Genomic DNA, 11,715 nt, shown 5'->3' with positions numbered 1-11,715 from the left:
CGGTCATTCGCCTCGCGTAGCAGGCGCGATACCCAGCATCGACAGCAGCATGCGGCATTCGTCGGCATCGCTGGCGTAAGCGGCCACGACGCGCTGGGCCTGACGAGCGGTTTCATCGGCGAGCGGCTCCAGATCGTCGTCCGCGATGTCATTGGCGCTACTCTTCGCGGCCATCATCCATATCCTCTCGAGGGAAGTCTGCTCAGGTGTGCGATCCATGGTATCTGCCCGTATTACCTGCACCGTCCGCTCGGTGTGCAACGAGCCTCAACCGCAATGGTGCGGAAACGCCGGAACCCCGGATACCTATACGGTTGATGGGGCGCGTGACGCCCCTGACAAGTGCACCGGAACGTATTTCCTGATGAAGGAGTCGAAGAGTATGCCGTTGGCGACGGTGAACGGAATCTCGCTGAACTACCAGGTCAAGGGAGACCGGACCAAGGGCACCGACACCAAGGGGTCCGCGCCGCTGGTCGTCATGATCATGGGCACCGGCAGCCCCGGCCGCGTCTGGGAGCTACACCAGGTACCCGCCCTGGTCGCCGCCGGCTACCGGGTCTGCACCTTCGACAATCGGGGCATCGCACCGACTTTCGAGGCCCCGGACGGCATGACCATCGACGATCTGGTCCGCGACACCGCGGCCCTCATCGAATTCCTCGGCGAGGGGCCCGCATTGGTGGTGGGCCAGTCGATGGGCTCCCGCGTCGCACAGGAACTCGCCCTGGCCCGGCCGGAATTGGTGCGCAAGGCCGTCTTCATGGCCGGGCACGCCCGCCTCGACCAGTTCCAGAAGACGCTGTCGCTGGGCGAGCACGAATTCGACGCCTCGGGCGTGAAGCTGCCGGCCAAGTACGAGGCCGCGCTCACCGCGGTGATGAACCTGTCGCCGGCCACCCTGGCCGACACCAATGCCGCCCGCGACTGGCTGGACCTGTTCGAATTCACCGGCGGCCCGGTCGCTCCCGGCGTGCGCGCACAGCGCCGCATGGACCATGACTTCGATCGCACCGCGGCCTACCGGGGCATCACCGTGCCCTGCCTGTCGATGGGATTCGCCGACGACCGCATGATTCCGCCCTACCTGTCGCGGGAGGTCGCCGAGCTGATTCCGGGCGCCCGCTACCAGGAGGTCCCGGACGCGGGGCACTTCGGCTACCTGGAACAGCCGGACGCGGTCAACAAGATCCTGCTCGAATTCTTCGCGGTCTGACCCCGGGGTTCCGCCCCGATTACCCGGCTCGGCTCGCGCCGAACCCGGGTCGCCTGCGGAGCAGCCCGGAGACCTGCGACAATCGATGACCTAGCGCTAGAGGCACGGTAACCGCCCAGTCGTAACGCCTGCCTTGCTAGGGTCGAATCAACGTCGGGGGCTCGTTCCTACGCGCCGGTACATTTACCGGGCGTACGGACGATCCGTCGAAGTTCCCGTACACAGCGCCAGTATCCAGTGAGGTGAAATGAGCACCAATCCCTTCGACGACGAAGACGGCCGGTTCTTCGTTCTGGTCAACGACGAGGAGCAGCATTCCCTGTGGCCCGCCTTCGCCGAGGTCCCGGCGGGTTGGCGAGTCGTTTTCGGCGAGGACAGCCGCGCGGCGTGCGTCGAGTACGTCGAGAAGAACTGGACGGATATGCGTCCGAAGAGCCTGCGCGACGCCATGGCCGCCGATGATGCCGCCCGTCAGGCGGCCCAGTCCTAACCCCGCGGTCGTCTCGATACTGCGCAGGAACGGTTTCCGGGTACGGCCGGGCGGCGGCGTCGCCGTCCGGCCGCACTTCGGAGAGTCGGTCCTGAGCATCGAATGACCGGGTCACGTCGGCTTTTCCGCGCAGCCGACCTACCCGGTTATGATGGCACCGTTTTCCGCCTCCTTAGCTCAGTGGTAGAGCACCGCTCTTGTAAAGCGAAGGTCGTCAGTTCAATCCTGACAGGGGGCTCTGTCCCGCCTCCCCGCGACTTTTGCCGGTCGTTGGGGAGCGTGGCGGGCTTCGTACCGGGCCGGCGGTCAGCCGGTGGCCGAATTTTGGGCGTACCCGGGGAGTTACCCCGATTCTTGCGAGATCAGTTGTCGCCTTGACATCCCACTTGTTTTCTCAGGCGCGCAGAGGTGCTTCCCAGGAAACTCCCAGGGAAGGTACAGCGACTTCCCTGTCCCAGGCCGCACTATGGGTCCATGACAGGTGTGCCCGTATCGCGAGAAGCCGAGGCCAGGATTCTGGTCGTCGATGACGAGCCGATGATCGTAGAGCTTTTGTCGGTAAGTCTGCGGTACCAGGGGTTCGAGGTCGCTGCGGCATCCAGCGGCACCGAAGGCCTGGACAAAGCGCGAACCTTCCGGCCAGACGCACTCATCGTCGACGTGATGATGCCCGGTATGGACGGTTTCGGACTGCTGCGGCGGCTACGCGCGGACGGCATCGACGCGCCCGTGCTGTTCCTCACCGCGCGCGACGACGTCGACGACAAGATCACCGGCCTCACCCTCGGAGCCGACGACTACGTCACCAAGCCCTTCAGTCTCGAGGAAGTGGTGGCCCGCCTGCGGGTCATCCTGCGCCGGGCCGGGCGCTCCGCGCCCGAGACCAAATCCTCCCGGCTGCGCTTCGCCGACATCGAACTGGACGACGACACCCACGAGGTGTGGAAGGCGGGCGAGCCGGTCGCCCTGTCGCCCACCGAATTCACGCTGCTGCGCTACTTCCTCGTCAATGCCGGCACCGTGCTGAGCAAGCCGCGGATCCTGGATCACGTGTGGCGCTACGATTTCGGTGGTGAGGTCGGCGTCGTCGAAACCTACGTCTCCTATCTGCGCAAGAAAGTCGACACCGGGCCGGACCGATTGATACACACCCTCCGCGGGGTGGGGTATGTCATGCGGGAACCGCGCGGCAAGTCGGCGGCGACGTGAATGCGGCGGAGGCAGCACGTACCCTCCGCCGGCGAGTCTCGGATCGGCTTGCGGCCGTACCACTCCGAACCACCCTGGTCCTGGCGCTCGTATCCCTCGTCGGATGCGGGCTGCTGGTGTCGGGCATCGCAGTCACCTCGCTGATGAGGAATGTGCTGGTCGAGCGCATCGACCGGCAGCTCTACGATGCCGCGCACAGCTGGGCCGCACCCGGCGCGCAACGCCCCGAACCCCTGCCCTCGCTACGCGGACGGGAACGACCACCGCACCTGTACTGGGTGCGCGTGCAGGACCCGTCCGGCGCGGACAAGCTGAGCCTGGACGCCGGCTCGCAGAAACCCGACGTCCCCGCCGACCTCGGAACCCGGCCCACCACCATCGGATCCGTGAACGCGCCCGATGAGGAATGGCGGGTTCTGAAGACCACCAACGAGTTCGGCACCAGCGTCGTCGCGCTGCGCATGGACGAGACCAATACGCTGCTCGACAAGCTGATCGTGCTGCAGCTGGTGATCGGCGCGCTCGTGCTGTCCGCGCTCGCGGGCGTCGCGCGCGTGGTGATCCGGCGCAGCCTGCGGCCGCTGCGCGAGGTCGAGCGCACCGCCGCGGCCATCGCCGGCGGTGATCTGCATCAGCGAGTTCCGGTGCGCGGCACCGATACCGAGGTCGATCACCTCTCGCAGTCGCTGAACACCATGCTCACCCAGATCCAGCAGGCGTTCGCGGCCACCGAGGCCTCCGAGGAGGCGGCGCGGCGTTCCGAGGCCAAGATGCGGCGGTTCATCGCGGACGCCAGCCACGAGCTGCGCACCCCGCTGACCTCCATCAAGGGTTTCTCGGAGTTGTACCGGCAGGGCGCGATCACCGATCCGGACATGCTCATGGACCGCATCGGACGCGAATCCAAGCGGATGGGACTGCTCGTCGAGGATCTGCTCATGCTGGCCCGGCTGGACGCGCAACGGCCGGTGGAGATGCGGCCGGTGGATCTGCTCATGCTGGCCAGCGATGCCGTGCACAGTGCGCGCGCCCTCGCGACCGCGCAGCGGCCGAACGAGCCCGCCCGCTCCATCGATCTGGAAATCCGTTCCGGCACGGGCACTCTCGAGGTGCTCGGCGATGAGGCGCGACTACGGCAGATTCTCGCGAACCTGCTCAACAACGCGCTCATGCACACGCCGCCGGACGCGGCGGTGAAGGTGCTGCTCACGCCCGGTGAGCACGATGTGCTCATGGAGGTCGCCGATACCGGGCCCGGCCTGGATCCCGAACAGGCCGAGCGGGTCTTCGAGCGCTTCTATCGCACCGACAGTTCCCGCAGTCGCGAGAGCGGCGGCACCGGGCTGGGATTGTCGATCGTGCAGGCCCTGGTCGACGCGCACGACGGCACGGTCACCGTGTCCAGCGTGCCCGGTGAGGGCACGATCTTCGCGGTGCGCCTGCCCCGCGAACCGTCCTGACGCGCGAACGGGCCCGAAGACGACTGTGTCCCGCACCCCGGGAGTGGGTGCGGGACACGGATACCGCGTCGATCAGGCCGGGACGTTCGCGCCGTGGCCCAGATCGCGCAGCGCCTGCTTGATCTTCTCCTGCGCCTCGTCCAGGGATTCCTTGCTCGGTTCCGGGTCGGCCCCGGTGATATCGAAATCGCCCAGTTCGAAGGCCGGGAACACGTGCAGGTGCAGATGCGGCACCTCCAGGCCCGCGACCAGCAGGCCCACGCGCGGGGCATCCCAGGCCGCCCGCAAGGCCTTGCCGATGGTCTGGGCGACGCCGGTCATCCGCGCGAACGTCGCCGGATCCACGTCCTGCCACTGGTCGATCTCCTTGCGCGGCACCACCAGCGTGTGCCCCTGCGTCACCGGGGCGATGGTGAGGAACCCGACGAATTCATCGTCCTCCCAGACGAACCGGCCCGGCAGCTGACCTTCGATGATTGCGGAGAAAACAGAAGCCATGCCCCGGACATTACGCGTGGGAAGCCACCCTCGCGCGGACGCACATCAGACCGCCACCAAATCACCTGCGCCATCCCTCTAAGCTGTCTGCCGTGCGCGTACTCGTCATCGGCTCTGGTGCCCGTGAACATGCCCTCGTCCTGGCGCTGCGCCGGGACCCGGCGGTGACCGCGGTGACCGCGGCGCCCGGTAATGCCGGGATCGCCCAGCACGCGACCGTCCGGCAGGTCGACCCGTCGTCGGGTGACGAGGTGGTGGCGCTGGCCCGGGAGCTGAAGGCCGACCTCGTGGTGATCGGGCCCGAGGTGCCGCTGGTGCTCGGCGTCGCCGACGCGGTGCGGGCGGCCGGGATTCCGGCGTTCGGGCCGTCGGCGGCCGCGGCCCGCATCGAAGGGTCGAAGGCGTTCGCCAAGGACGTGATGAACGCGGCCGGCGTGCGGACCGCGCACAGCGAGATCGTCGATCATCCGGGCGAGCTGGATGCCGCGCTGGATCGCTTCGGGCCGACCTGGGTGGTGAAGGACGACGGGCTGGCCGCGGGCAAGGGCGTCGTCGTCACCGCGGACCGGTCGGTCGCCCGCGAGCACGGCGCGGAACTGCTCGAACAGGGCCACCCGGTGCTGCTCGAATCCTTCCTCGACGGACCCGAGGTCTCCCTCTTCTGCCTCGTCGACGGCGAGACCGTGGTGCCGCTGTTGCCCGCCCAGGACCACAAGCGCGTCGGCGACGGCGACACCGGGCCCAATACCGGCGGCATGGGCGCGTACACGCCGTTGCCGTGGCTGCCCGAGGAGACCCTCGACGCCATTGTCGAGGATGTCGTGAAACCCGTTGCGGCCGAAATGGTCCGCCGCGGCGTGCCGTTCTCCGGCCTGCTCTACGCCGGCCTCGCGGTCGGCCAGGCCGGGCCCGCCGTCATCGAATTCAACTGCCGCTTCGGCGATCCCGAGACCCAGGCCGTGCTCGCCATGCTGGACTCGCCGCTCGGTGAACTCCTGAACGCCACCGCCACCGGCACCCTGGACCGGGTCGCTGCGCCGCGCTGGAAGGACGGCTCGGCCGTCACCGTCGTGCTCGCCGCCGAGAACTACCCCGGCCGCCCGCGCACCGGCGATGTCATCAGCGGGGCCGAATCGAGCGGCGCCGGAACCGAATCCGAGATCCTGCACGCCGGCACCACCCAGCGCACGGACGGCGCCCTCGTCTCCGCGGGCGGACGGGTGCTCGCCATCGTCGGCCAGGGCGCCGACCTCGAGGAGGCGCGCAAGAACGCGTACGCCCGCCTCGCCGGGGTCAAGCTGCCGGGCGGCCACTACCGCACCGATATCGCGCTCGCCGCTACCGAGGGCCGAATCAGCATCCCCACCGCGGTCTGAGTCCCGTTACGTACGAAAACGCCCGTCCGAGCGGCAAGCTCGGGCGGGCGTTTCGCGTCGGCTACGAGAGTCGTTTCAGCCGACCACGATTCCGCGCTGCGCCAGCCACGGCTGCGGATCGACGTGCTGGCCGTTGACGAGGATCTCGAAGTGCAGGTGCGGTCCGGTCGAATCGCCGCGATTACCGATCCGGGCGATCTGCAGTCCGGCGGGCACCCGCTCGCCCACCGAGACCGAGAAGTCGTACATGTGGCCGTAGACGGAGATGGTGCCGTCGTCGTGGCGGATGCGGACCCAGAGGCCGAAACCCTGGGCGGGACCCGCGTCGATGACCGTGCCCGCGGCCACCGCGTAGATGGGCGAGCCGATCGGCGCGGCAATATCGATGCCCCAGTGGAAGGTGCCCCAGCGCATGCCGTAGCCGGAGCTGAACACGCCGCGGGCGGGCAGGACGAAACCGCCCACGCCTGGGACCACGAAGCCGGGCGGGAGCGCGGTGTCGGGGGAGGCCGGGGCATTCATCCACGGCTGCGGCTGACCGGCCACCGCCGCGGCGGCCTCGGCCTTGGCGCGATCCAGGGTGGCGCGGGCCGCGTCCTCCACCACCGCCTGCTCGCGCAGGTGTTCACCGTTGTTGATGGCGTCCAGATAGCGCTTGGAGGTCTCGGGCGAGGCCTGGATCTGGAGCGGATACTGCACCGGAACGCGGAGTGCCACACCGGCTTCCACCGGCGCGTCGGTCGGGATGAGTTGGAGGGCGCTGTCGGCGCCCGCGAACACCAGGACCAGGACCATGCCGCCGATCAGTATTCGATGCCGGATCGACCAGGCGCGCACGATCGGCCATTGCCGCTTGACCTCGGCGCGTCCGCGGGCGAGTAGCGCTCTGATCTCGGCCCAGGAGCGCGGGCGTAGCTCCCAGGCCTTGCGTGCCCGTTCCCAGGCCGTTCCGGCCTGCTCCCGCAGGAATGCGGCGGTTACTCGGGTGGCCTGTGCGAGTTCCCGGTGCGCCCGGGAGGGTTCGTCGTTCGTCCGCAGGTGGGACAGGACGCCCGGCGTATAGCGGCTCACGCCGACGTGGAACGTTTTTCTGGGTTCGGCCGACCCGTCGTCGGCCTCCCGACGGGCCTCGTCGGTCATTGGTCCCCCCTGCACTGAACCCTCCTCAGGCATTCCGGCGGCCACTCCGGGGCAAATCTCGATAGGCATTGCGGGGCAAACGGGGGAGCGGGTGCTCTACCGTCTGTCGAGTGCGTATCGAATCTCGCCGGTCGGCCATTCCACCTTTTTACGTGATGGACGTCTGGAAAGCAGCAGCTGAACGGGCCCGGACTCACGGAGATGTGCTCGTGCTCGCCGCGGGACAGCCGTCGACTCCGGCGCCGCGGGCGGTGCTGCGGGCCACCAAGGCCGCCATGGACAGCGAATTGCTCGGCTACACCGAGACTTTCGGGATCCTGCCGCTACGGGAGGCCATTGCCGAGCATCACCGGAGTACCTACGGCGTGCGGGTGGACGCGGACGATGTGGTGGTGACGACCGGTTCGTCCGGCGCGTTCACGCTGATCTTCCTGGCCGCTTTCGATGCCGGGGACACCGTGGTGGTGGCGCGGCCGGGGTATCCGGCGTACCGGAACACCCTCGCGGCGCTGGGTTGTGACGTGGTGGAGCTGGATTGCGGGCCGGAAACTCGGTTCCAGCCGACCGTGGCCATGCTGGAGGCGCTACCCGAGCCGCCCGCGGGCCTGATCGTGGCGAGTCCGGCCAATCCGACCGGGACCATGATCGCGCCGGGCGAGCTGGCCGCGCTGGCGCGCTGGTGCGATGCGCACGGCACGCTGCTGATCTCCGACGAGATCTATCACGGCATCGTTTACGACGCTGGGTTTTCTACAAGCACTGAACCGACGTCCTCGGCTTGGGAGACGTCGCGGGACTCGGTCGTCATCGGGTCGGTGTCCAAATACTTCTCCATGACCGGCTGGCGGCTGGGCTGGATGCTGGTGCCGGAGAATCTGCGGCCCGCATTGCAGCGGTTGGCATCGAACATGACGGTCTGTCCGCCGGCTATTTCCCAGTACGCGGCCGTGCATGCGTTCGGCGCGGAGGCGAAGGAGGAATTGGACGGCCATGTGCGGCGGTATGCGGAGAACCGGCAGCTGCTGTTGTCTGGGCTGCCGAAGCTGGGTATCACCGATCTCGCCCCGGCCGACGGCGCGTTCTACGCGTACGCGGATATCGCGCACCTGACCGATGATTCGATGCGGTGGTGCACCGAGGTGCTGGACGCGACGGGTGTGGCGCTGGCGCCGGGCATCGACTTCGACACCGTCAACGGGCTGCACACGGTTCGCTTCTCGTTCGCCGGGGCGAGTGCCGACATCGAGCAGGCGCTCGACCGGTTGGAACGCTATTTGGCCTGATACGTCAGGGTTTTCCGGTCTCGCCCACCGGATCGCGCCCATGGGGTACAAAGGCATTGATTGCGTTTCTGCACGGCTTCCCCGTATGCCCATCCGAAGTGGAATCACCACAGATCGCACAGATTCGGCCCTGATGACTTGATGATGACTGGCACGATTGCACCGTGACCACTGCGACGACACCGAAAGGCGAACGGCGTCGCCAAGCGCTGGTTTCGGCCGCCGCCGAGTTGCTGCTCGAGGGTGGCTTCGAAGCGGTTCGGCATCGCTCGGTGGCGACCCGCGCGGAATTGCCGCTCGCGTCGACCACCTACTACTTCGCGTCGCTCGAGGATTTGATCGCCCGGGCGGTCGAGTTCTCCGGCAACGCCGAATTGGATGCCATGCGCCGGCGGGTCGGCGAGGTGACGCACCGGCGGCGCGGCACCGACGCGACCGTCGATCTGGTCCTCGACCTCCTGGTCGGCCCCGAGCCGCAGGACGGTGATTCGCGCGGGCAGCTCATTGCCCGCTACGAGCGGTCGGTGGCGTCGGCGCGGCATCCCGAGCTACGGGATGTGCAGATACGACTACGCGCCCAGCTCGATGAGCTGCTCGCCGACGTGCTGCGCCGGTCCGACCGGGTGGTGCGGCCCGAGCAGCTGCGGCGGCTGGTGGCCGTCGTCGACGGGGCCGTCGTGACGGCGCTCAGCGAGTTCGACCCCCAGCCCCGCCGCATGGCGAGGGGCGCGCTCCTGGAAGTCATCGACATCGTCGCGCCCCCGGCGTAGTAGGAGAACCCACTCCTGGGGTCCGCGGCTCCGCCTCTCCGCGCCGGGGCAAGCCCCTGAAACCCCAGACAAGAGGAGGGCGGCGCTCGTGGCAAGGCCGTTGAGGTGCCGGATGCGGAGAGGGTGGGCGTAGCTCCGGGGGCCAGAGGTCTGGGGTCGGCCGGGGTGAGCGATGCCGCGGCAAACGGGGTGGGGGTGGGCCACTAAACTCGGTTGACGTGAGCTTTGTGCCGAACGTCCTCGCCACCCGTTATGCCAGCCCCGAGTTGGTGCACCTGTGGTCGCCCGAGAACAAGATCGTGCTCGAGCGGCGGCTGTGGCTGGAGGTGCTGCGCGCTCAGTCGGAGTTGGGTGTGGAGGTTCCGGCCGGGGCCATCGAGGATTACGAGCGGGTGATCGATCAGGTCGATCTGCGGTCGATCTCGGAGCGGGAGCGGGTGACGCGCCACGATGTGAAGGCGCGCATCGAGGAGTTCAATGCGCTTGCGGGACATGAGCAGGTGCACAAGGGTATGACCTCGCGCGATCTCACCGAGAACGTCGAGCAGTTGCAGATCCGGCTGTCGCTGGAGCACGTGTACGGGCACGGGGTGGCGATCGCGGCGCGGCTGACCGAGCGTGCGGCGCAGTATCAGACGCTGGTGATGGCGGGCCGTTCGCACAATGTGGCGGCGCAGGCCACCACGCTGGGGAAGCGATTCGCTTCGGCCGCAGACGAATTGCTCATCGCGCTGACCCGGCTGCGGGAGCTGATCGATCGTTATCCGTTGCGCGGCATCAAGGGCCCGATGGGCACCGCGCAGGACATGCTGGATCTGCTGGGCGGGGATGCGGGCAAGCTGGCGCAGCTGGAGCAGAAGGTGGCGCGGCACTTGGGTTTCGCGAACGTCTTCACCAGTGTCGGCCAGATCTATCCGCGGTCGCTGGATCACGATGTGCTGTCGGCGCTGGTGCAGGTGGGCGCCGGACCGTCGTCCTTCGCGCACACGATTCGCCTGATGGCGGGCCACGAGCTGGTGACCGAGGGCTTCCAGCCGGGTCAGGTCGGTTCGTCGGCCATGCCGCACAAGATGAACACCCGTTCGTGCGAGCGCGTGAACGGCCTGCAGGTGGTGCTGCGCGGTTACGCCTCGATGGGCGCGGAGCTGGCGGGCGCGCAGTGGAACGAGGGCGATGTCTTCTGTTCCGTGGTGCGCCGGGTGGCGTTGCCGGACGCGTTCTTCGCCATCGACGGCATGATGGAGACCTTCCTGACGGTGCTGGCCGAGTTCGGCACCTACCCGGCGGTGGTGGATCGCGAGCTCAACCGCTACCTGCCGTTCCTGGCCACGACCCGCATCCTGATGGCCGCCGTGCGCGCCGGTGTGGGCCGCGAGACCGCGCACGAGGTCATCAAGGAGCATGCGGTGGCGGTGGCGCTGGCCATGCGTGAGCAGGGCCGTGAGCCCGATCTGCTGGATCGCCTGGCCGCCGACGACCGGATGCCGCTGGATCGTGCGGCCCTGGATGCGGCGCTGGCCGACCGTTCCGCCTTCATCGGCGCGGCGGAGGCGCAGACCGCCGAGGTGATCGCGCAGGTCCAGAAGCTGGTGGACGCGAACCCCGAAGCCGCCCGCTACACCCCGTCGCCGATCCTCTAGGCGACGAGAGCGACTCTTGTTCGCCCCCGGCTCCGAATGGAGCCGGGGGCGAATTGCTCTGCGCTGCCGGGCCTTATGCTCGCCGCATGAATCCGTACACGATCTTTTCGGACATCGTTGCCGGTAGGGCGCCTTCGAGCAAGGTGTTCGAGGACGAGGATGTGTTGGCGTTCATGGATATTCGCCCGGTGACGCCCGGACATGTGCTGGTGATTCCGAAGGTTCCGGCGCGGAGTCTGGCGGAGTTGGATCCGGCGTTGGGGGGCAGGCTGTTTCAGGTGGGGCAGCGGGTGGCGGCGGCGCTGCGGGCGTCGGAGGTGGGGTGTGACGGGGTGAATTTCTTTCTGGCCGATGGGGTGACGGCGGGCCAGGAGGTGTTCCATGTGCACCTGCACGTGATTCCGCGCACGCCGGGGGACGGTTTCGGGTTGCGGGCGCGGCCGACCACGCCGGCGCGGGCGGACCTCGATTACCTGGCGGGTTCGATTCGCGGTGTGTTGCCCGGAATCGCTGGCGAGTAATAGCGCATCGGCATTACCATAAGCGAACCGTGCGGTTTGCCAACGACACGCCATACGGGATTCGACCGCTTCACGGCTGTTGCTCGAGTTACTTTTGAAAGTGATCGTGGTG

The 11,715-nt window shown here is 67.9% G+C and carries 12 protein-coding genes and 1 tRNA gene; 10 read left to right on the top strand and 3 right to left on the bottom strand.

Annotated features, from left to right (window positions below):
* Positions 1-3 precede the first annotated feature (3 nt).
* Positions 4-174: a hypothetical protein gene (locus ACH438_RS14420; RefSeq protein WP_397005090.1), complete on the bottom strand. Its 171-nt coding sequence runs from the start codon at positions 172-174 to the stop codon at positions 4-6.
* 208 nt (positions 175-382) lie between these two features.
* On the opposite strand from ACH438_RS14420, the gene ACH438_RS14415 reads away from it, so the two are divergent.
* From ACH438_RS14415 to ACH438_RS14395, 5 genes are all read left to right on the top strand, one after another.
* Positions 383-1,216 (top strand): alpha/beta fold hydrolase, encoded by an 834-nt coding sequence (locus ACH438_RS14415; protein ID WP_397005088.1) that lies wholly within the window; start codon positions 383-385, stop codon positions 1,214-1,216.
* A 247-nt stretch (positions 1,217-1,463) separates the two neighbouring features.
* Positions 1,464-1,706, top strand: a complete 243-nt coding sequence (locus ACH438_RS14410) for an MbtH family protein (protein WP_019931522.1) — start codon at positions 1,464-1,466, stop codon at positions 1,704-1,706.
* 166 nt (positions 1,707-1,872) lie between these two features.
* Positions 1,873-1,944: transfer RNA gene (locus ACH438_RS14405), tRNA-Thr, on the top strand.
* Positions 1,945-2,180: 236 nt separating this feature from the next.
* The gene (locus ACH438_RS14400; protein ID WP_397005086.1) at positions 2,181-2,915 is read left to right on the top strand and encodes a response regulator transcription factor; all 735 of its coding nucleotides are present in this window, start codon (positions 2,181-2,183) and stop codon (positions 2,913-2,915) included.
* Between the two features lie 116 nt (positions 2,916-3,031).
* Positions 3,032-4,375: a sensor histidine kinase gene (locus ACH438_RS14395; RefSeq protein ID WP_397005084.1), complete on the top strand. Its 1,344-nt coding sequence runs from the start codon at positions 3,032-3,034 to the stop codon at positions 4,373-4,375.
* 72 nt (positions 4,376-4,447) lie between these two features.
* Here the strand turns inward: ACH438_RS14395 and ACH438_RS14390 are convergent, their stop codons facing one another.
* The gene (locus tag ACH438_RS14390; RefSeq protein ID WP_397005082.1) at positions 4,448-4,873 is read right to left on the bottom strand and encodes an HIT family protein; all 426 of its coding nucleotides are present in this window, start codon (positions 4,871-4,873) and stop codon (positions 4,448-4,450) included.
* Between the two features lie 92 nt (positions 4,874-4,965).
* On the opposite strand from ACH438_RS14390, the gene purD reads away from it, so the two are divergent.
* Complete coding sequence (gene purD, locus ACH438_RS14385; protein WP_397005080.1) at positions 4,966-6,249, top strand: phosphoribosylamine--glycine ligase; 1,284 nt, start codon at positions 4,966-4,968, stop codon at positions 6,247-6,249.
* A 75-nt stretch (positions 6,250-6,324) separates the two neighbouring features.
* Here purD and ACH438_RS14380 read toward each other — a convergent pair whose 3' ends face one another.
* Positions 6,325-7,389 carry a M23 family metallopeptidase gene (locus ACH438_RS14380; RefSeq protein ID WP_397005078.1) on the bottom strand — a complete coding sequence of 355 codons (1,065 nt, stop codon included), beginning with the start codon at positions 7,387-7,389 and terminating at the stop codon, positions 6,325-6,327.
* 110 nt (positions 7,390-7,499) lie between these two features.
* On the opposite strand from ACH438_RS14380, the gene ACH438_RS14375 reads away from it, so the two are divergent.
* The 4 genes from ACH438_RS14375 to ACH438_RS14360 all read left to right on the top strand — a co-directional run bounded on the left by ACH438_RS14375 (position 7,500) and on the right by ACH438_RS14360 (position 11,603).
* A complete protein-coding gene (locus ACH438_RS14375) occupies positions 7,500-8,672 on the top strand; it encodes a pyridoxal phosphate-dependent aminotransferase (RefSeq protein ID WP_397005076.1) in 1,173 nt (390 codons plus the stop codon).
* A gap of 164 nt (positions 8,673-8,836) precedes the next feature.
* Entirely contained in the window at positions 8,837-9,442 is a 606-nt protein-coding gene (locus ACH438_RS14370; protein WP_397005074.1) for a TetR/AcrR family transcriptional regulator, read from the top strand.
* 218 nt (positions 9,443-9,660) lie between these two features.
* Positions 9,661-11,082 (top strand): adenylosuccinate lyase, encoded by a 1,422-nt coding sequence (gene purB / locus ACH438_RS14365; protein WP_397005072.1) that lies wholly within the window; start codon positions 9,661-9,663, stop codon positions 11,080-11,082.
* Positions 11,083-11,168: 86 nt separating this feature from the next.
* Positions 11,169-11,603 (top strand): HIT family protein, encoded by a 435-nt coding sequence (locus ACH438_RS14360; RefSeq protein WP_397005070.1) that lies wholly within the window; start codon positions 11,169-11,171, stop codon positions 11,601-11,603.
* Positions 11,604-11,715: the final 112 nt, after the last annotated feature.

This window comes from Nocardia sp. NPDC020380, assembly GCF_044386975.1.
Classification (GTDB): domain Bacteria; phylum Actinomycetota; class Actinomycetes; order Mycobacteriales; family Mycobacteriaceae; genus Nocardia.
This window is presented reverse-complemented; position numbering and strand designations above follow the sequence as displayed.

Excerpts from the sequence above, each read along its gene's own strand:
- ACH438_RS14420 (WP_397005090.1), bottom strand. The coding sequence starts at position 174 with ATGGCCGCGAAGAGTAGCGCCAATGACATCGCGGACGACGATCTGGAG.
- ACH438_RS14415 (WP_397005088.1), top strand. The coding sequence starts at position 383 with ATGCCGTTGGCGACGGTGAACGGAATCTCGCTGAACTACCAGGTCAAG.
- ACH438_RS14410 (WP_019931522.1), top strand. The coding sequence starts at position 1,464 with ATGAGCACCAATCCCTTCGACGACGAAGACGGCCGGTTCTTCGTTCTG.
- ACH438_RS14400 (WP_397005086.1), top strand. The coding sequence starts at position 2,181 with ATGACAGGTGTGCCCGTATCGCGAGAAGCCGAGGCCAGGATTCTGGTC.
- ACH438_RS14390 (WP_397005082.1), bottom strand. The coding sequence starts at position 4,873 with ATGGCTTCTGTTTTCTCCGCAATCATCGAAGGTCAGCTGCCGGGCCGG.
- ACH438_RS14380 (WP_397005078.1), bottom strand. The coding sequence starts at position 7,389 with ATGACCGACGAGGCCCGTCGGGAGGCCGACGACGGGTCGGCCGAACCC.
- ACH438_RS14360 (WP_397005070.1), top strand. The coding sequence starts at position 11,169 with ATGAATCCGTACACGATCTTTTCGGACATCGTTGCCGGTAGGGCGCCT.